Genomic DNA, 19,372 nt, shown 5'->3' with positions numbered 1-19,372 from the left:
GTAAGAGGAGATGAACGGGTTTGTTGAAAGATCACGCGAAACTAATGAAGGTATTTGCGGCTGCAGGGGAAGTAATTGGGAGAAAAAAGCTGCAAAAAATGGTATATATAGCGAAAAAATTAGATTATCCATTTTACGAGAAATATAACTTCCATTTTTACGGGCCGTACTCTGAGGAAGTAACACTTCGAGTAGAAGAGCTTTGTAACTTAGGGTTCTTACACGAGTTAAAAGAAAACAAAGGTGGCTACTCTCAATATCGTTATTCGTTAACAGAATCGGGAGAAGAATTTCTAGCTAATTTTGAGCTTCCATTAACGAAGTTTGAAGACTGTATGCTAGATATGAACAACCAAAGCTCTCGTTTTTTAGAGCTCGTTTCAACTGTCCTTTTTTTCGAGAATTTAGATAAAGAAGAAGTGAAAGAAAAAGTATTCACGTTAAAAAGTAAGCAACGATACACAGAAGAAGAAGTGGAAGAAGCTTATTCTTATATAGAGAATTTAAGAAAGCAAATTAAAAGCTAAGCCTAAATAGGTTTAGCTTTTTTGCATGAAAAGGGAGCGAGTAAGTGAAAACTAAACGTATGAAGTTATAAAGGAGGGATAATCATGGGCGACAAATTTTTGTTGAGAGTTCGAAAAAGTATTTGGTATATTCCAACTCTATACGCTTCTTTAAGCATCATACTAACCATTCTAGTTGTTATGTTTGATATATTCCTTGCACCTAAATTCATGATGCATCTACCAAAATTGTTTTTTACAAACGTTGAGTTAGCGAAAACAACACTTGCAGCCATTGCAACCGCATTGTTAACGATGACGACCATTACGTTTTCTACCATCATGGTTGTATTGACAACTTATTCTACTCAATTTTCTCCACGAACTCTTCAAGACTTTATAACAGACCGTAAAACGTTACGTGTGTTAGGTATCTTTATCGGTGGTTTTCTGTATTCTATTCTAGCACTTTTATTTATGAGAGAATGGTTTGATGATCAGCCGGTAATAGCAGCATTTGTAGGTGTCCTATTAGCTGTTTTATGCTTAGGGATTTTCGTTATTTTTATCCAACACGTTGCTAACTCTATTCAAGTAAGTAAACTGATTGAAAAACTCGTGCAAGAAGGTTTAGATCGAATGGAACGCAAAGAGCAGTGGAGGTTAGAGGGGAAGCTTAAATATAAGGAGCAATTAAGTGTCGATCATTTTTATTTTTCCGAAATAAAAAACATAAAAGCCCCAAGTACCGGTTATATACAATTGATTGATGTTGAGCAATGGATAGCACTAGCGGAAAAGTACCAATTATTTATTGAATTTCATAAGCAAATTGGTGATTTCGTGACGGAGCATAGCGATATATGTTCCATCTACTTTTTAAAAGAGCCCCAAAAAATAAAGGAAGAGGAGCTTTATAAGGCAGTTGTCGTGGGTACAGAGCGAACACCAATTCAGGATGAAAGCTTTGCTCTTCAAAAATTAGTAGAAGTGGCACTTCGGGCAATTTCACCAGGTATTAATGATCCGAACACGGCAAATAGCTGTATTCGTTATATGAGTAAGTTAATATTAACGTATGCGAAAGTGGATGCAAATATGGAGCTATACTGTAATGACAAAGGAGTAGAAAAAGTAGCAATCCCGGTTAAAACTTTAGAGGACTTACTATATACGACATTCTATCAAATTAGAAACTATGGAAAAGAGGATCTTTCTGTTATGTTTACTATATTAGAATGTTTTATATTAGTTGGAGAAGGTAGTAATCAACCTACGAAGAAAAAGCTACTTGTTATGTCGGAATATTTAACAGCTGTTATAAAAGAAGAGGGACTACATCCTTTAGATTGTAAAAGGTTAACGTCGTTAAAACAGCACTTAACTAAAGTATTAAATATTTAAAAGGGGAAAAATGGGATGGAAAGTATTCGAAAGTGGGAGCAAGGGGAAGTTGTACCGATGGATTTATTATTGCTGGCAGATCCATCTGAGCAAAAGGTGAAGGAATATTATCAAAAGGGTGAAATGTACATAGCAGAAATAAATAATCATGTTGTAGGTGTTTATGTACGAATTCAAATAAATGAAATAACGACAGAACTTATTAATATTGCTGTTAGTGAAGACTGGCAAGGAAAAGGTATTGGGAAAAGGTTAGTGGAGCATAGTTTACATACAGCTAGGCAAGCGGGTTATAAACGAATAGAAGTTGGAACCGGTAATTCGAGTTTAGACCAACTAGCACTGTATCAAAAATTAGGGTTTAGGATGGAACATATTATAAAAGATTATTTTGCTGAATATAATCAACCAATTATTGAAAATGGAATTGTTTGTAGGGATATGGTTAGGTTAGCTCAAGAATTATAAATTCGGCCTAGCAACTTCAATATGGAGGAGCTAGGCACTGGTAATGTTATGCTTCGTCGCTTAAACGTTTGCCACCAATAGCATAATGGTTTTTAGACATTTCTTCGATGAATACAACTACTTTATCTTCAGAAGCACCAGTAGTCTCGCTAACAGCAGCGGTTACTTTTTCAACGAGCGCTCTTTTTTGTTCTTCTGAACGACCTTCTAGCATTTTTACTGTAACGTATGGCATAGTAAATCCTCCTATTATGAAAGTTTCTTTCTTATCACTAAATATTGTATACTGAAAGAAGAAAAAGGTATAGAAAAGGGGAACAACTTTGGAAGGTTTTTTAGCTTTTCCACTCGAACTCATTCCATTTGTCGCTATTACGTTAATTTTTGCATTTACACTTCATGAATACGCTCATGCTTTTGTTGCGTATAAATTTGGAGATTCAACAGCAGCTAAACAAGGTCGATTAACGTTATCGCCGATGGCTCATTTAGATCCATTAGGAACAATTTTAATTTTCTTAGTCGGCTTTGGGTGGGCAAAACCAGTGCCTGTTAATCGTTTTTTCTTTAAACGCCCTCGACTTGCAGGTGTTTTAGTATCGATTGCTGGACCTTTAAGTAACCTATTTTTAGCAATTATTGGAGCGTTTTTATTCCTAGTCCTTATCAAGTTTGGGCTATATGAAACGGTCTCTGCGACAGCTTGGAGAGCAATTGAAACGTTCTTTTCGGTGTTTGTTATGTTAAATATAATCTTATTTATATTTAACTTGCTACCAATTCCACCGTTAGACGGTTATCGAATAATTCATGATTTAGTTCCAAATAGGGTACGACCACAATTAACAAAATTAGAACCGTTCGGAATGATTTTTTTCTTAGCGTTAGTACTTATTAGGCCACTATATGATGTTACGATTGGACTACTTTTTAGCACCGTTTATCCGACAATTGAAAAAGGAATTTTTGATTTTCTAGCAACACTTTTAATGCTGTAAGGAGGAATTTTTGATGGAAAAGAAACCAATTGGCTTTAATATTATAAAAAATGACCCAACAGATGGCCATAAAGGGTTTGGCGTTGGAGCGCTTAGTTTAGAAAATGTTTCACCTGTGTTTGTAGATGTCGAAGCTGGGGAAGCGTTTGTAGATATCGGTGCTATGCATGCAAGAAGCACGGTAGAAAAAGGAATTAAGTTTATTCCGAATCGAGATGAAGTACCAAATCCAAAGCTATATTGGCTCGTATGGGTGACGATTGATCGTAAACAAGAAGGCCCATATTATGCAGGTGTCACCGCGTGCGAAATGACAGTTGATCGTGAGGCGCGTCGTGGCTATAAATCGTTACCAGAGCATGTGAATAAAATGGATAAATCGATGAAGCGCCATATAATGGTCGACTTTATGGATGATCGGTCTAAAACTATTTTGAAAAACTATTTAATCAATCATGAACCAGGTTTGTGGGAGCGCTCAAGTGAGGAATTAAAAAACGGATTAGCCGTAGAATAGGTTGTCAATACCTTTCTGAGAAAAAATATGTGACAGATTATTGAACGTCCTTCTAACCTACTTGAGTTATTGTAGTAAAAAAAGTAAACTAAACTTACATGTGGTATCACATGGAAACTAGGACACTAAAAACCCCGAGATTTTTAATCTCGGGGTTTTTACTTTTGTTAAGGAGAATCTCTCACGTGCATGTATTTCTGTTCGGAATGGTCCAGTTTGTACGGGCCTGATCGAGCCGCCTGCGCTTTTCTTCTGTCTAGCTCCGGCGGCTTGGCCCTCGAGGTCATAAGCCAGTCACTTCCGGTGGGCAAAAAGCGCCCACCTGCAGCGCCTGTCTTATGCTTGTCGGGCCAGAACGAGCCGCCTGCGCTTTTCTTCTGTCTAGCTCCGGCGGCTTGGCCCTCGAGGTCATAAGCCAGTCACTTCCGGTGGGCAAAAAGCGCCCACCTGCAGCGCCTGTCTTATGCTTGTCGGGCCAGAACGAGCCGCCTGCGCTTTTCTTATTGTCTAGCTCCGGGCGCTAGCGGCTCGAGGTCACAAGTCAATCGCTTCCGAAGGGCAAAAAGCGCCCTTCTACAGCGCTTGCCTTGTGCTTGTCGCCGCTAAACGAGCGCCCTCCGCTTTTCTTATAGCCAAGGGATGAATTTTTGCCACCATGATTTTCCGCCTTCTTGTTCACGTTTTTCTAGTTGTTCAATTTGTTGTTCAGTTTCTTCGCCGTGCTTTTGACAGTATTCGGTTGGCTCTGTCCCTTTCACGTAATAAGTTAAGCGAGAACCAGGACACTCTTTACTTGCTAGTAAGCCACTCTCTGGGTTTACTTGTACTCCTACCACACCATCTGTTGGACGAAACACTGTAACGGACTTTTCTTCTAGTGCTTCCTCCATAAACTCTGCCCATATATTTTTCGTATATCGTTGCTCTCGTTGTTGAAGTGGTTGATTTTGATCATATCCTGTCCAAACTGCACTTAATAGCTCTGGTGTATAGCCAATCATCCAACTATCTGTCGGTGTTGTTCCAGACTTCCCGGCATACGGTCTAGAAAGTTGCGAAACGAGACTATTACCAGTAACAGACATATATCCATTTAAGCGACGGTCAAACATTCCAGTCATCATATGATTTAACACAAATGTAATATCAGGATCTAACACTCTTTCCTTTTCTGGTGAACTTTCAAATAAAACTTCTCCACGGTAATTGACAATTTTATCAATAAAAATAGGAGTAACATTCGTACCACCATTAGCAAGCATACTAAACGCATTCGCCATTTCAATCACTCGAACGGGTGAACTACCTAGTGCTAGCGCAGGTACTGCTTGTAAAGGGGAGTGAATACCGAATTTTCTAGCTGTTTCTAATAGCTGCTCTTCTCCTAAATATAAATGCGTTTTCACAGCGTAAATGTTATCTGAAACTGGTAATGCCTGCATGAGCGGCACTTCGCTATTTGCATAATAGTCTTTGTAATTATGAGGCGTATAGCTAGCCCGCCCGTTATCAAACTGAAACGTTGTTCGCTCACTTCGAAACGGAGTCGAAGGAGTAAACCCATTTTCTAGCGCTTGATAATATAGTAACGGTTTAAACGTCGATCCTGGCTGACGCATCGCTTGCGTTACACGGTTAAACGGACTTTCTTCATAATCTCGTCCACCTACTAAAGCTTCTACTCTACCTGATTGTGGATCCATCGCGATAAACCCAACTTGAATGTCAGATTCCTCATCCAATTCTTCGGCAATTTGCTGTTCGGCAATATGTTGTAGCCTTGGATTTAACGTAGTGTAAATGTGTAGTCCACCTTTTACTAGTTCTTCTCCTAACCCTAGTTCATTACGAAGCACCGAGCGGACAGCGTCTTGAAAATAAGGAGCCATATACTCTGTCGGTAAATGCTCGCGTTCTCCAAACTGTAACGAATGTTCGGCAGCTTCTTTTGCTAAGGTTTCAGATATGTTGCCGTTTGCGACCATTGACTGTAACACAACCCGTTGTCGTGCTTCAGCTCGTTCTTCATTAATAAATGGAGAGAAAATATTTGGTCCCTTAGGAATGCCGGCAAGCATACTAGCTTCTGCTAACGTTAACTCACTAGCAGTTTTCCCAAAGTAGTAATGAGCGGCTGACTCAATACCGTACGCACCGTGGCCGTAATAGATTGTATTTAAATATCCTTCTAATATTTCATCTTTTGAGTAATTCGCCTCAAGTCGAATCGTGTATAAAGCTTCATTCCATTTTCTCGTAACAGTTTTTTCGTGATTTAAAAATAAGTTGCGGGCATATTGTTGCGTAATCGTACTTGCACCTTGTACTTTTGCTCTAGCTTTTATATCCGCTAAAATCGCACCAACAATACGACGATAGTCAAAGCCACTATGTTCATAAAAACGACGGTCTTCAACGGCGAGCGTAGCGTCAATGACGTTTGGAGAAATGTCTTCTAAACTAACCCAATAACGTTTTTCTCCATTATGTGCTTCTCCAATAATCGATCCATCACTAGCATAAATGATAGACGATTGCGTCACCCAAAGTGGAGGAGCTCCTTTTGATTTTGCATATATAAAAATAGATCCGATAAACAGAAAGAAGGAGATTAATAGGATTACGGATATAAAAAGAAAAGCACGAATATATTTGATCCACGACTGTAGCCGGTCATTAGTTATAATTTCCATCGTTTTTTATACCCTCCAAAAGGCATACTAATACTTTTAGTATGAAAAGGTTTCGCCCCTTTTAAACATTTTTTTATGAAAATAAAATATTTTTCTTGAATTTTTGATAGTTTCATCTATACTTTTTTCTTGTTACATGAAAATTGTTTTAATGTTGTTCGTTGGGGAACGATAGTAAATGAAGAAATAGATACGATAACGAGAAAGGAAGATTGAATAAAATGGGATTATGGTTTACTGAAAAACAAACAGAAAACTTTGGAATTACAATGAAAATCAACAAGACTTTACATACAGAACAAACGGATTTTCAAAAGCTTGATATGGTTGAAACAGAAGAGTTTGGCAATATGTTATTACTAGATGGAATGGTCATGACTTCACAAAAGGATGAGTGGGTATATCACGAAATGGTAGCACACGTTCCGTTATTCACACATCCAAATCCAGAAAACGTACTAGTTGTAGGTGGTGGAGACGGAGGAGTAATTCGTGAAGTGTTAAAACATCCTAGTGTGAAAAAAGCAACACTAGTAGATATTGATGGAAAAGTAATCGAGTACTCTAAAAAGTTCTTACCTGAAATTGCTGGAAAATTAGACGATCCTCGTGTAGACGTACAAGTAGGCGACGGCTTTATGCATATTGCAGAAAGTGAAAATAAGTATGACGTTATTATGGTTGATTCTACAGAGCCAGTAGGACCAGCAGTAAACTTATTCACAAAAGGTTTCTATGCAGGAATCTCTAGAGCGTTAAAAGAAGACGGTGTATTTGTTGCTCAGTCGGACAACCCATGGTTTACACCAGATTTAATTCGCAACGTTCAACGCGATGTTCGTGAAATCTTCCCAATTACACGTCTTTATATTGCGAACATCCCTACATACCCAAGTGGAATGTGGACATTTACAATTGGATCTAAAAAATATGATCCATTAGAAGTTAGCGAAGATCGTTTCCATGAAATTGATACAAAATACTATACGAAAGAACTTCATAAAGCAGCGTTTGTGTTGCCGAAGTTCGTGGCGGATTTAACAAAATAAATAAAAAAGTATTGGGGGTCAGGGTAATTACTGACCCCTATTATGAGGAGGTTCCTATACATGCGTTTTGATGAAGCTTATTCAGGTAATGTTTTTATAAAAAGTCATCCGAACTATGAGGAAAGCCAAGCAGTTATTTACGGTATGCCGATGGATTGGACAGTAAGCTATCGTCCGGGATCTCGTTTTGGTCCATCTCGTATTCGTGAAGTATCTATTGGATTAGAAGAATATAGTCCGTATTTAGACCGTGAGCTAGAAGAAGTAAAATATTTTGATGCAGGAGATATTCCACTACCGTTCGGAAATCCGCAAAAAAGTATTGATATGATTGAAGAATATATTGATGGTTTAATGGCTGCAGGGAAGTTCCCACTCGGTATGGGAGGAGAGCATTTAGTATCTTGGCCTGTTATGAAAGCAGTGGCAAAAAAATATCCTAACCTAGCGATCATTCATATGGATGCTCATACAGATTTACGCGACCATTATGAAGGGGAGCCGTTATCTCACTCTACACCAATTAAAAAAATTGCTGACCATATCGGTCCAACGAATGTGTATTCTTTCGGTATTCGTTCAGGTATGAAAGAAGAATTCCAATGGGCAAAAGAAGTAGGCATGCACATTTCGAAATTCGAAGTGTTAGAGCCGTTAAAAGAGATTCTTCCAACGTTAGCTGGTCGTCCAGTTTATGTAACAATCGACATTGATGTTCTTGACCCTGCTCATGCACCAGGCACTGGAACAGTAGACGCAGGTGGAATAACATCTCGTGAACTACTTGCTTCTATTCATGCAATAGCTAGATCAGAAGTAAATGTAGTCGGTTGTGACCTAGTAGAAGTTGCTCCAATATATGATGCTTCTGAACAAACAGCAAACACAGCGAGTAAAATAATAAGAGAAATGATTTTGGGGTTTGTGAAATAAAGAAAATAGACTCTTTTATGGCTTGGGTAATTAATTAACTCTTTAAAAAGTATAATAATTAATAAACCGAGAATTTTGCGAGCATTCTTAACCAGCATGTGTTCAGAGGAGATCCCCCGAACACGAAAACAATAGGTATGTGTCGAAAGCGAACCCTCACCCGTATTTGATTTATCAGGTCAATGGGTGGGGGTTCACTTTCTGTTGATTAAATGCAATAGGGATACTAGAAGAGTGCAGGCAGCAAATAGTTTATTATGTCCTAGACTACCTCTCCTAAATAAGTGTTCAAATTTCCCTAATAAAAAACTTATTAAAAATTTATAAGAGTTTCTCTCGATTTTTATCGTTTTCCGACAGAAGACTCCCTCTTCAATCGCGTGAAGAGCCTTAGCTCAGCGATAAGGGGGAGATGAATGTCGTTTGGCGATAGCCAAAACACTCACTGTCATGGTATAATTAGAACGTATGTTCCTAGATGGTGAGGTGAGTTCATGCTAGTCAAAAAGGGGTATAAATTTCGTATCTTCCCTAATCAAAGACAAATGGAGTTAATCAATAAGACGATAGGTTGTTCCAGATTCGTGTTCAATTTCTTCCTTGCTAAACAGAAGCAAAAGGACGCTTATTGGCACATCGTAGAGGAAATGAAACAAAACGGGCAGTTACCATCTAACAACTGGAAAGGTGACTTTTTCAATAAATATGATTCCATTAAGGCGGTTCGCCAGTTAAAAGAGTACTATCCTTTCTTAAAAGAAGTGGACAGTATTTCCCTTCAAAAGTCCGTTGAAAATTTAGCAGATTCGTATCAACGGTATTACAAGAATCAAAATAAAGCGCCTACGTTTAAAAGCAAGAAGAACAAGGTACAATCCTATACCACTAAGCAAACCAACAAAAATATTGCCGTTCTTGATAAACACATCAAGCTTCCTAAACTTGGTCTAGTTCGGTTTGCGAAAAGTCGTGAAGTAGATGGTCGAATTATCAATGCGACGATAAGGCGCAACCCAAGTGGAAAATACTTTGTGTCTATACTTGCGGAAGTAGAAGTCGTTCAACTACCAAAAACAAACTCTCAAACAGGCGTTGATTTAGGAATAAAAGCTTTTGCTACCCTTGCGGATGGGACGATATACAGAAACAACCGCTATTTTAAGTCATTAGAACAAAAGCTGATAAAAGCCCAACAAATTCTATCGAGGCGGGTCATTGGTTCAAGCAACTGGCATAAACAAAGAAAAAAGGTTGCTCGTATTCATGAAAAAATCAAAAATGCACGTACAGATTTCTTGCATAAGACCTCTACGGATATCATCAAAAACCACGATGTTATCGGAATCGAGAGTCTGCATGTAACGAACATGATGAAAAACAAGAAGACTGCTAAATCCATTGCTGATGTATCATGGTATCAATTCAAGACCATGTTAACGTACAAGGCTGAATGGTACGGTAAGACCGTAGTGGAAGTAAGTAAAGCCTTCCCCAGCTCTCAGCTGTGTTCGAATTGTGGCAACAAAAACAAAGACGTTAAAGATCTGAATTTGCGTGAGTGGACGTGCAAGTGTGGAGTCCATCACCAAAGAGATGTTAACGCAGGACAAAATCTTAGAAATGAAGCGATAAGACTTCTAACCGTAGGTGCGACGGGGATAGCCTAATCAAAACTAGCGGTTACGCTGGTGTTCTTAGGAATCTCCATCTTCAAATTTCGTAAGAAATAAAGGTGGAGTAGTTCAAACTTATAAGGTTATAATGAATGATAGAAACAAAGCATTTAATAGGACGTGTAATTTATGAGAAAACATGTTGAGGGAGAAAAAATCCCTATTAATATTTCATTTAGATCAGAAATACATCATGAAGGTGAAAAAGAAGTTATTTCTTTTCAAACAGAAGGACATTACTACATAAAAGGGAATCAAATGTTTATAGTTTTTACGGAGGAGCAACCTTCTGTCGGAACAGTGAACGTTATTTATAAACTATCGGACCAAGAAGCGTGGGTAAGTCGTGCAGGTGCGATTAAAATGAGGCAAACATACCGCCTTGGGGAACAAACGGCTGGTATATATGAAAATGAACTTGGTACATTTCAGCTTACGATTGAAACGAATAAAATGACGCTCATGAAGGATGACATAAATAAACGGGGATCGTTCCAAATGGAATACGAGTTAACCGTACACGGTCAATCAGCGGGTACATACTTTATTACGTTACATTATGAGGAGGTTTCATCAATATGAACATAGTAGAACAAGTGCAAGAACGTTTAAAAGAAGAAATAAAACAATCCGTAATAAAAGCAGGTCTTGCAACGGAAGAGCAAATCCCTTCCGTTGTATTAGAAACACCGAAAGAAAAAGCAAACGGGGACTACTCTACGAATATGGCGATGCAACTAGCACGTGTAGCAAAAAAAGCACCGCGTATGATTGCAGAGGAAATCGTAAACAACTTTGACCAATCAAAAGCATCTATTGAGAAAATTGATATTGCAGGACCAGGTTTCATTAACTTCTACATGAACAATTCTTACCTAACAGATTTAATCCCAACAATTCTTGACCAAGGCACAGATTACGGAAAAACAAATGTAGGACAAGGGGAGAAAGTGAATGTCGAGTTCGTTTCTGCTAACCCTACAGGGAACTTACATTTAGGTCATGCGCGTGGTGCGGCAGTTGGTGATTCTTTATGTAACGTTTTAGAAAAAGCAGGCTATGACGTAACGAGAGAGTATTACATTAACGATGCTGGTAACCAAATTAACAACTTAGCTCTTTCTGTAGAAGCTCGCTACTTCCAAGCGCTCGGTATGGATAAAGAAATGCCAGAAGATGGTTACCATGGTGCGGACATTATCGAAATTGGAAAAACATTAAAAGAGGAATTCGGCGATAAGTTTGTTCACGAATCCGAAGAGGACCGTCTGAAGTTTTTCCGTGAATACGGCTTGAAGTATGAAATGGGTAAACTGCAAAAAGATTTAGAAGAGTTCCGTGTGAGTTTTGATGTTTGGTATTCTGAAACATCCCTATATAATAACGGGAAAATCGATGAGGCATTAGCGACATTACGTGAACAAGGTCACATCTATGAAGAAGAAGGAGCAACATGGTTCCGTTCTACGACATATGGTGATGACAAAGACCGTGTATTAATTAAAAATGACGGCTCTTACACGTACTTAACGCCAGATATCGCGTACCACCAAGATAAACTAAAGCGTGGACATGATAAATTAATCAACATTTGGGGAGCAGACCATCACGGGTATATTCCGCGTATGAAAGCTGCGATTGAAGCGCTTGGTTTTGGTAAAGATGCATTAGAAGTGGAAATTATTCAGCTCGTGCACTTATTCCAAAACGGCGAAAAGATGAAAATGAGTAAGCGTACAGGAAAGGCAGTAACGATGCGTGACCTAATGGAAGAAGTAGGTCTTGATGCAGTTCGTTACTTCTTCGCAATGCGCAGTGCCGACACGCATATGGACTTTGATATGGACCTTGCTGTATCTCAATCGAATGAAAACCCAGTATTCTATGCACAATATGCACATGCTCGTATTTGCAGCATGCTTCGCCAAGGAGAAGAGCTAGGACTTTCACTGGACGGCGAATTAGAATTACAGCATGTTTCTTCTGAAAAAGAAATGGACTTGCTTAAGAAATTAGGAGAATACCCATTAGCGGTAAGTGAAGCGGCACAAAAACGTATTCCACACCGCATAACGAACTACATTTTTGATTTAGCATCTGCACTTCATAGCTTCTACAATGCCGAAAAAGTATTAGATGCAGACAATAAAGAAAAATCTACAGCTCGTTTAGCATTAATGAAAGCTGTTCAAATTACAATGAAAGACGCACTAAAACTAATCGGAGTATCAGCTCCAGAGCAAATGTAATCTTATCAGGAAAGCCTTCTGCCGGTTGTTGGTGGAGGGTTTTTTCTCAATATCGGTTCGTTTGAGTAGTTTATTTAACAACAACGTGATTATATTCATCACCGAACTCGTTTTATTTATCACCGAACTCAGTTTATTTATCAATGAGATGAATTTATTTATCACCGAACTCAGTTTATTTATCAATGAGATGAATTTATTTATCACCGAACTCAGTTTATTTATCAATGAGATGAATTTATTTATCACCGAACTCAGTTTATTTATCAATGAGATGAATTTATTTATCACCGAACTCGTTTTATTTATCAATGACTTGAATTTATTTATCACCGGACTCATTTTATTTATCACTGACAGGTTTTAATTTATGTAATACACATAAATTGGCCGCTTAGGCACATAGGCGGAAAAGCAGCACAAAAGGGGTCAGTGACAACACTGACTCCTAATTCATGCTCCACCCATTCAAGTAAAATAATCCATTTTTAGAGTAGAATTCGTACTTGTATATGTTTGTACTCAGCTCCTCTTTACCGTTAATGGTCACTTTTTCAGTAACGGCTACTTTGTAAATAAACCGTGCGTATCTTCGCTCAAAGCTAATTTCATTTAACTCGATAAGCTCAACATCTCTTTTGTAATGATCTGTTAAAACACGGTCCATTCCGTACACTTTTTTAGCTTTTTTATTAAATTCTTCTTGTGATAAGTTTTCATCATAGAGATCGTATTCCATTTGGATAACTGATTCCGCACGACTTTTTAAATATTGTTCAGTATAAAAATACGGAGCAAAAAGTTTATGGCTTACTAGCAAAATGAGCACGAGTACTAATAAAACTTTAATGGAAAAACTCCATCTAAATGTTGTAACGTAATCGCTCACTTTACATGCTAGCCAGTAGGATAGAATAAAAACTAATAGTATGATGATGATTGTTAATAACGTTGTAATCCCTTTGTAAATAGACTCATTAGTTATTAGAGGATCCAAAGGATAAAAAATAAACCGTTCAACTGTATTTCCGGTAATCATAAACCCAATCCAAATAAAAATGATCGACAATAAGAAAGCTAAAATTTTATCGGTCATTGCTTCTTTTGGACTTATAATTTTTTCGTGCATTTTTTGCTTGAGCTCTAGCTTTAAAGTAGGCTTCGGAACCGACTTTAACCTTTCATCTAAATCATCCAACTTATTATTCAACGCTATCCCCTCCTAACTTCGCATGTAGAGCTTGCTTGGCTCGGTAATGAGTGGACCGCACTCTTTCCTCTGTCCACCCTAAAATGTTAGCTGTTTCTTCAACGGTTAATTCTTTCATTCCACGCATAATTAAAACGTCTTGATAATTACTTTTTAAAGAATAAATAGTCGCGATAAGTACTTTATGTTCCTCTGATAAAAAATACAATTCTTCCGGTGACATGTTCGTACTTTGTTCGTTATCTAATAGTAAAAGTGATTTCCATTTCTCCCTTTTGCGTTTTCTTATTTCATCAATGGCAATATTTCTAGCAATAGAGTAAAGCCATGTTTTTGGACTTGAATTACCTTTAAATGTTTTCAGCGATTTTAACGCTCGGATGAAAACTTCTTGAACTAGATCTTCAACATCAGGTGAACCCAACTTATACAGTAAAAATTGGTAAATGTCATCACTATATTCAAAAAACCATTGAGATATTTTTTCTTCTTTAGACATGCAACTCCCCCTGTTTTGCCTACCTATATATAATTAGACGATATCATTTCTTGTTTATCGCAGTTTTTTAAACGTCTTTTTGAAAATTGATAAATTTAAAAGGGTTTCAATAAGATAGAACCTTTTTGGTGATACTGTAACTATACACCAAAGAGAAAAGGGGAATGTCATCATGAAGGAAGTTATTTTAGCTCTTTTTACTGGCTTAATCGTAGGGTTTATTTTTGCCTTGTTAAGACTACCAATCCCTGCACCACCTGCATTAGCTGGAATTATCGGTATCGTCGGTATTTACTTAGGCTTTAAGCTACATGAGTTCATCATACCGTTATTCACAAGGTAAACTTGAGATCAACGGTAGGACGGTTCAGGTTTGAAGTGCATCAATAAAATATTTCACATGTTACAATCACCATGTAAAAAAGCCGGTAATCCAATAAAAGATTACCGGCTTTATCACGCCTCCACAATTCCTCCAGCCACACGCTTCAATCCACGGATTTTTCCGATTTCTTCCGCTAGTAAAAGTGCGGCGTCATCTTTTCGTTTTGCTTCAATCATAAAGTCAATATCCTGTCCTATATCTAGAGCGATTTTCACAAAAGGCATAATAAAGGATAGATCCACGTAATCAGCATGGTGTCTAATTTTTGTTTGGGAAATAGGAGAAGATATATGCACTTTTGGAACAATCCCAAGTCGGTCCCACGTTTTATAAACACGTGGTAACAGCTCTTCCCAAGCTGTATTACTCGGGTTGGCAAACTCGTGATGAAAATCAAACGCCAACGGTATACCAAGCTTTTCACAAATTTCTAACGTTTCTTCGGTTGTATATGTTTTATCATCATTCTCTAACGTCATTCGTGAAAAAACATCACTTGGTAGCCTTTTTATGTTTTCATAAAATCGTTCCACAGCTTTTTCTTTATTCCCGTAAGCCCCGCCAACGTGTATATTCATCGTTCCACTTTCACCTAATCCCATTGCATCTAACATGTCATAGTGATAAATCATATCTTCTAGGGCGTTCGCGGTAATATGTTCTTTATCACTCGTAAATAACGTAAATTGGTTAGGATGAAAGCTTGTCCGCATATTATACTGTTTGACGAGGTCGCCTATCTTTTGAAAATCGTTTCGAAACGTAGATAAATAATCCCACTTCACTTCGGGATGAGTAGCAAGTGGTACTAGCGAGGAAGAAAAGCGAAATACGGGAATTTCATGGGCGATACAATAATAAATGGTACGTAATGTGTTTTGTAAATTTATTTTCGTAACTTCCTTTAACTTCGCATCTCTTTCTACCTTTTCTAACTGTTTATATCTTGTAAATGTTAATGTTTTGGACGGCGATGCTTCCCACAGGAGAACAGATTGGGAGACAAAGCCAAATCGAATTAGCACCGGTTTTTCCCTCCCAGTTCATAATAAAGGAGATAATATTTTCGCTACTCGTTGCTTTCCTTTTGCTAAGAAAGAACGTTTCTTTAAATAATCAGGTGTTAACACTTCTGAATTATGCATATCTTCCTGAATCTCATGAAGTACACATTGAACAAATTCAGAATCGTATATTAAACAATTAATTTCATGGTTTAAAAACAAACTTCGCTTATCGAAATTTGCAGTTCCAATATCGCAAATCTCCTCGTCAATGACCATTACTTTAGCGTGGTAAAAGCCGTAATAAAAGCGATAAATCGTAGCACCTGCTTGCATAAGTGCAGGGAAATAGTTAAACCCTGCATCACGTAATAGTAAATGATCTTCCTTTTGAGGAACTAAAACACTAACTTTTACCCCTCTATTTAAAGCATTAAACAATTCTTTGATTAATTCATCACTCGGAATAAAATAAGGAGTAGCAATAATAATTTGTTTTTTCGCTTTTTTAATTAATGATACGAAAGTTTCTGTTAGAAAGGCACCATTAGTAGGAATGAACTGATGTGTAATTTCGCCTGGAGTTAATGGCGGATAATACTGATTATTTTCTCGTAAATCAATCCCGGTGTCATCTTTCCAATCCTGCAAAAATTGAAATTGTAAATCTTTTACCCCTTCGCCAGTAACTTTTAAGTGATAGTCACGCCATACACCCATTTTCGAATCTTGGCCAACATATTCTTTTCCGACGTTATACCCACCTACATATCCTATCTTTCCATCGATAACAGTAATTTTACGGTGATTACGCTCATTTATACTATAAAAAAGGTGGGGGAACTTAGGTGGATGACAAAAGTATACTTCCACTCCGCTACCTTTTAATTGTTGCACCGTTTCTTTCTTAAATTTAAATGAGCCGCCCCAATCCATTAATAATCGAACTTCGAGTCCTTCTTCAGCTTTTTCTTTTAGTATGCTTAAAAACTCCTTACTAATATGGTCTTCTCGTACGATATAAAAAAGCGCATGAATATGCTCTTTTGCTTCTCGTAAATCATCGTACATATGTTTAAATAAAGTACCACCATCAGTAAAAAGCGAAATGTTACTCTTTCTTTTTGGGAACACATCATGTTCTACTTCCGCTAAATGCTTTTTTCTTCCTAATTTAAAGTCGAGAATCGCCAACATGATTAGTAAAAAAAGGGCAAACAAAACGACGGTGATGATGACCATATAGAGTAATCCCTCCAGCAATTATCTCGGTGTTAACTGTCCATAAATTCCCTGGACATAACCCGATTCATTCAATTAACAATTAGTAGGGAGGAATAACCCCAACTGATTGTTAGCTCCACTTTATTCTTCCTTTTAGTGTAGCCGAAAACCGCCGTTTTATTTTGTCTAACTGTTGTTGGAAATAATTAAGTAATGATGAAAAGGTATCATTATTTTCAACTAAAGCTTATATACATAATTGTAAAAGAATTTCATTTTCTATATTGACTGAACGCTCATTCACTTATATGATAGAATTACAATAAAGTTCAGAATATTTGATAGAAATAACTACAAGAAGGGGGCATCATCACTTGTCGACTTATTTACTAATTGCGAACTGGATTCTATTTATAGTTGTAACCGCTTACGCAGTATCTCTTTTTGTATACGTTGTTCGTACAAGAATCGAGTACATTAAGCTCGGGAAAAAAGTAGAATTCGACGCGAAGGTTAAAGAGAGATGGGAAAAGCTTTTAGTCAACGTTTTTGGCCAAAAGAAGCTACTGAAAGATAAAAAAAGTGGCATTATGCACATTATGTTCTTTTATGGCTTTCTATTAGTTCAATTAGGAGCAATTGATTTAATTATTAAAGGATTAGCACCGAACGCTCACTTACCGTTAGGGCCGTTATATCCTGCCTTTACGTTTTTCCAAGAAATCGTAACTTTAATGATTCTTGTAGCGGTTGTTTGGGCTTTCCACCGCCGTTACATTGAAAAATTAGTTCGTTTAAAACGCGGCTTTAAATCTGGGTTAGTATTAATCTTTATCGGTGGTTTAATGTTATCCGTTCTTTTTTCAAATGGAATGGGACTTATCTGGCATGATCATGGACTAACTTGGAGTGAACCAATTGCATCAGCTTTTGCATTCCTTTTTAGTTGGGTGAATACAACTACAGCAATCACGCTATTTTACGTAGGTTGGTGGCTACACTTACTTATTTTATTAGCATTCTTAGTTTACGTACCACAATCGAAGCACTTCCATTTAATTGCTGGTCCAGTAAACGTATTTATTAACCGTACATCAAGCCCAGGTAAATTAGAAAAAATCGACTTTGAAGACGAATCACAAGAAACATTTGGTGTTGGAAAAATTGAAGACTTTACACAACATCAGTTAGTTGATTTATACGCTTGTGTAGAATGTGGACGTTGTACAAATATGTGTCCAGCAACAGGAACAGGTAAAATGCTTTCCCCAATGGATTTAATCGTAAAATTACGTGACCATTTAACGAATACAGGTGCAGCGGTTACTTCCCGTACTCCATGGGTACCAACTTTTGCGTTTAATAACACTGAAGGAAACAAAATCGCACTTGCTGCTGCAGGTAAAGGAATGCAAGAAAGTGCAGCAACAATGGAATACAGCCCAAGTTTAATTGGCGATGTGATTACAGAAGAAGAAATTTGGGCGTGTACAACTTGCCGTAACTGTGAAGACCAATGTCCAGTTATGAACGAGCATGTTGATAAAATTATTGACCTTCGCCGTTACTTAGTATTAACAGAAGGTAAAATGGATCCAGAAGCTCAACGTGCCATGACAAACATCGAGCGTCAAGGTAACCCTTGGGGATTAAACCGTAAAGAGCGTGAAAACTGGAGAGATGCAGCACCAGAAGTATCTATCCCAACAGTAAAAGAAATGAAAAAGTCTGGGGAAGAGTTCGAATATTTATTCTGGGTTGGAGCAATGGGCTCTTTCGACAACCGTTCTCAAAAGATCGCGATTGCGTTTGCTAAACTTTTAAATGAAGCTGGCGTGAAGTTCGCGATTTTAGGAAATAAGGAGAAAAACTCTGGGGATACACCACGCCGACTTGGAAATGAGTTTTTATTCCAAGAATTAGCGACAAACAATATTGCAGAGTTTGAGAAAAATGAAGTGAAGAAAATTGTTACGATTGATCCGCATGCATATAACATCTTTAAAAATGAATACCCTGACTTCGGATTAGAAGCAGAAGTATTCCATCATACAGAAGTGTTAGCAGAGCTTGTACAGGCAGGAAAATTAAAACCGACTGTCGAAGTTAATGAAACGATCACTTTCCATGACTCTTGTTACTTAGGAAGATATAACGAAGTGTACGATCCACCACGTGAAATTTTAAAAGCAATACCGGGTGTGAAGCTAGTAGAAATGGAACGTAACCGCGAATCAGGAATGTGCTGTGGAGCTGGTGGAGGACTAATGTGGTCAGAAGAAACAGTAGGTACTCGTATTAACGTTGCTCGTACAGAACAGGCGCTAGCAGTAAATCCATCCGTCATCAGTTCAGGATGTCCTTATTGCTTAACGATGATGTCTGACGGAACGAAAGCGATGGAAGTAGATGAAACAGTAAGCACATACGATGTTGCAGAGCTTTTAGAAAAAGCAATTTTTGGAACTCCGCAAGCATCATAGAATACAAGATTACTAGATTGCATATTATAAAGTAGGGGTGTATGTTGATTTTTAACATACACCATGCTCTTTGATTA

18 protein-coding genes are annotated in these 19,372 nt (G+C 37.7%); 12 read left to right on the top strand and 6 right to left on the bottom strand.

Annotated elements, in window-relative coordinates; translation table 11 throughout:
* Nucleotides 1-20: 20 nt before the first annotated feature.
* From BC6307_RS22280 to BC6307_RS22270, 3 genes are all read left to right on the top strand, one after another.
* The gene (locus BC6307_RS22280) at nt 21-527 is read left to right on the top strand and encodes a YwgA family protein (protein WP_066421827.1); all 507 of its coding nucleotides are present in this window, start codon (nt 21-23) and stop codon (nt 525-527) included.
* An 84-nt stretch (nt 528-611) separates the two neighbouring features.
* Nucleotides 612-1,910, top strand: coding sequence for a DUF2254 domain-containing protein (locus BC6307_RS22275; RefSeq protein WP_066421828.1), 1,299 nt, complete (start codon nt 612-614; stop codon nt 1,908-1,910).
* Between the two features lie 15 nt (nt 1,911-1,925).
* Nucleotides 1,926-2,378 (top strand): GNAT family N-acetyltransferase, encoded by a 453-nt coding sequence (locus tag BC6307_RS22270; protein WP_066421830.1) that lies wholly within the window; start codon nt 1,926-1,928, stop codon nt 2,376-2,378.
* A 46-nt stretch (nt 2,379-2,424) separates the two neighbouring features.
* Here BC6307_RS22270 and BC6307_RS22265 read toward each other — a convergent pair whose 3' ends face one another.
* Nucleotides 2,425-2,613 carry a 2-hydroxymuconate tautomerase gene (locus BC6307_RS22265; protein WP_066421832.1) on the bottom strand — a complete coding sequence of 63 codons (189 nt, stop codon included), beginning with the start codon at nt 2,611-2,613 and terminating at the stop codon, nt 2,425-2,427.
* 88 nt (nt 2,614-2,701) lie between these two features.
* Here BC6307_RS22265 and BC6307_RS22260 point away from each other — a divergent pair, with 88 nt between their 5' ends.
* Complete coding sequence (locus BC6307_RS22260; RefSeq protein ID WP_066421835.1) at nt 2,702-3,376, top strand: site-2 protease family protein; 675 nt, start codon at nt 2,702-2,704, stop codon at nt 3,374-3,376.
* Between the two features lie 13 nt (nt 3,377-3,389).
* The gene (locus BC6307_RS22255; protein WP_066421838.1) at nt 3,390-3,893 is read left to right on the top strand and encodes a YwhD family protein; all 504 of its coding nucleotides are present in this window, start codon (nt 3,390-3,392) and stop codon (nt 3,891-3,893) included.
* A 626-nt stretch (nt 3,894-4,519) separates the two neighbouring features.
* On the opposite strand, the gene BC6307_RS22250 is transcribed toward BC6307_RS22255, so the two are convergent.
* A complete protein-coding gene (locus tag BC6307_RS22250) occupies nt 4,520-6,586 on the bottom strand; it encodes a transglycosylase domain-containing protein (protein WP_066421588.1) in 2,067 nt (688 codons plus the stop codon).
* Between the two features lie 221 nt (nt 6,587-6,807).
* On the opposite strand from BC6307_RS22250, the gene speE reads away from it, so the two are divergent.
* The 5 genes from speE to argS all read left to right on the top strand — a co-directional run bounded on the left by speE (nt 6,808) and on the right by argS (nt 12,490).
* The gene (speE, locus tag BC6307_RS22245; RefSeq protein ID WP_066421586.1) at nt 6,808-7,635 is read left to right on the top strand and encodes a spermidine synthase; all 828 of its coding nucleotides are present in this window, start codon (nt 6,808-6,810) and stop codon (nt 7,633-7,635) included.
* Between the two features lie 60 nt (nt 7,636-7,695).
* Entirely contained in the window at nt 7,696-8,568 is an 873-nt protein-coding gene (speB, locus tag BC6307_RS22240) for an agmatinase (protein ID WP_066421584.1), read from the top strand.
* Nucleotides 8,569-9,062: 494 nt separating this feature from the next.
* Entirely contained in the window at nt 9,063-10,235 is a 1,173-nt protein-coding gene (tnpB, locus tag BC6307_RS22235; RefSeq protein ID WP_066421582.1) for an IS200/IS605 family element RNA-guided endonuclease TnpB, read from the top strand.
* A gap of 135 nt (nt 10,236-10,370) precedes the next feature.
* Nucleotides 10,371-10,823, top strand: a complete 453-nt coding sequence (locus BC6307_RS22230) for a YwiB family protein (protein ID WP_066421580.1) — start codon at nt 10,371-10,373, stop codon at nt 10,821-10,823.
* The gene (gene argS, locus BC6307_RS22225; protein WP_066421579.1) at nt 10,820-12,490 is read left to right on the top strand and encodes an arginine--tRNA ligase; all 1,671 of its coding nucleotides are present in this window, start codon (nt 10,820-10,822) and stop codon (nt 12,488-12,490) included. Before BC6307_RS22230 ends, argS begins: the two co-directional genes overlap by 4 nt.
* A 448-nt stretch (nt 12,491-12,938) precedes the next feature.
* Here the strand turns inward: argS and BC6307_RS22220 are convergent, their stop codons facing one another.
* Nucleotides 12,939-13,700, bottom strand: coding sequence for a hypothetical protein (locus BC6307_RS22220; RefSeq protein WP_066420518.1), 762 nt, complete (start codon nt 13,698-13,700; stop codon nt 12,939-12,941).
* Nucleotides 13,693-14,199, bottom strand: coding sequence for an RNA polymerase sigma factor (locus BC6307_RS22215; RefSeq protein WP_066420520.1), 507 nt, complete (start codon nt 14,197-14,199; stop codon nt 13,693-13,695). Before BC6307_RS22215 ends, BC6307_RS22220 begins: the two co-directional genes overlap by 8 nt.
* A 172-nt stretch (nt 14,200-14,371) precedes the next feature.
* On the opposite strand from BC6307_RS22215, the gene BC6307_RS22210 reads away from it, so the two are divergent.
* Nucleotides 14,372-14,542 carry a XapX domain-containing protein gene (locus BC6307_RS22210; protein ID WP_066420522.1) on the top strand — a complete coding sequence of 57 codons (171 nt, stop codon included), beginning with the start codon at nt 14,372-14,374 and terminating at the stop codon, nt 14,540-14,542.
* Nucleotides 14,543-14,655: 113 nt separating this feature from the next.
* On the opposite strand, the gene uvsE is transcribed toward BC6307_RS22210, so the two are convergent.
* Nucleotides 14,656-15,609 carry a UV DNA damage repair endonuclease UvsE gene (gene uvsE, locus BC6307_RS22205; RefSeq protein ID WP_066420524.1) on the bottom strand — a complete coding sequence of 318 codons (954 nt, stop codon included), beginning with the start codon at nt 15,607-15,609 and terminating at the stop codon, nt 14,656-14,658.
* 18 nt (nt 15,610-15,627) lie between these two features.
* On the bottom strand, nt 15,628-16,830 hold the full coding sequence (gene cls, locus BC6307_RS22200; RefSeq protein ID WP_066420526.1) for a cardiolipin synthase: 1,203 nt from the start codon (nt 16,828-16,830) through the stop codon (nt 15,628-15,630).
* Nucleotides 16,831-17,186: 356 nt separating this feature from the next.
* Here cls and BC6307_RS22195 point away from each other — a divergent pair, with 356 nt between their 5' ends.
* The gene (locus BC6307_RS22195; protein ID WP_066420528.1) at nt 17,187-19,295 is read left to right on the top strand and encodes a (Fe-S)-binding protein; all 2,109 of its coding nucleotides are present in this window, start codon (nt 17,187-17,189) and stop codon (nt 19,293-19,295) included.
* Nucleotides 19,296-19,372 lie beyond the last annotated feature (77 nt).

Origin of the sequence: Sutcliffiella cohnii (assembly GCF_002250055.1) — a bacterium.
GTDB lineage: Bacteria > Bacillota > Bacilli > Bacillales > Bacillaceae_I > Sutcliffiella > Sutcliffiella cohnii.
The sequence above is the reverse complement of the archived record's forward strand: the minus strand, read 5'-3'. Positions and strand labels throughout refer to the sequence as shown.

Excerpts from the sequence above, each read along its gene's own strand:
- speB (WP_066421584.1), top strand. The coding sequence starts at position 7,696 with ATGCGTTTTGATGAAGCTTATTCAGGTAATGTTTTTATAAAAAGTCAT.
- BC6307_RS22230 (WP_066421580.1), top strand. The coding sequence starts at position 10,371 with ATGAGAAAACATGTTGAGGGAGAAAAAATCCCTATTAATATTTCATTT.
- BC6307_RS22215 (WP_066420520.1), bottom strand. The coding sequence starts at position 14,199 with ATGTCTAAAGAAGAAAAAATATCTCAATGGTTTTTTGAATATAGTGAT.
- cls (WP_066420526.1), bottom strand. The coding sequence starts at position 16,830 with ATGGTCATCATCACCGTCGTTTTGTTTGCCCTTTTTTTACTAATCATG.
- BC6307_RS22270 (WP_066421830.1), top strand. The coding sequence starts at position 1,926 with ATGGAAAGTATTCGAAAGTGGGAGCAAGGGGAAGTTGTACCGATGGAT.
- argS (WP_066421579.1), top strand. The coding sequence starts at position 10,820 with ATGAACATAGTAGAACAAGTGCAAGAACGTTTAAAAGAAGAAATAAAA.
- BC6307_RS22275 (WP_066421828.1), top strand. The coding sequence starts at position 612 with ATGGGCGACAAATTTTTGTTGAGAGTTCGAAAAAGTATTTGGTATATT.
- BC6307_RS22210 (WP_066420522.1), top strand. The coding sequence starts at position 14,372 with ATGAAGGAAGTTATTTTAGCTCTTTTTACTGGCTTAATCGTAGGGTTT.
- BC6307_RS22255 (WP_066421838.1), top strand. The coding sequence starts at position 3,390 with ATGGAAAAGAAACCAATTGGCTTTAATATTATAAAAAATGACCCAACA.
- BC6307_RS22250 (WP_066421588.1), bottom strand. The coding sequence starts at position 6,586 with ATGGAAATTATAACTAATGACCGGCTACAGTCGTGGATCAAATATATT.
- speE (WP_066421586.1), top strand. The coding sequence starts at position 6,808 with ATGGGATTATGGTTTACTGAAAAACAAACAGAAAACTTTGGAATTACA.
- tnpB (WP_066421582.1), top strand. The coding sequence starts at position 9,063 with ATGCTAGTCAAAAAGGGGTATAAATTTCGTATCTTCCCTAATCAAAGA.
- BC6307_RS22265 (WP_066421832.1), bottom strand. The coding sequence starts at position 2,613 with ATGCCATACGTTACAGTAAAAATGCTAGAAGGTCGTTCAGAAGAACAA.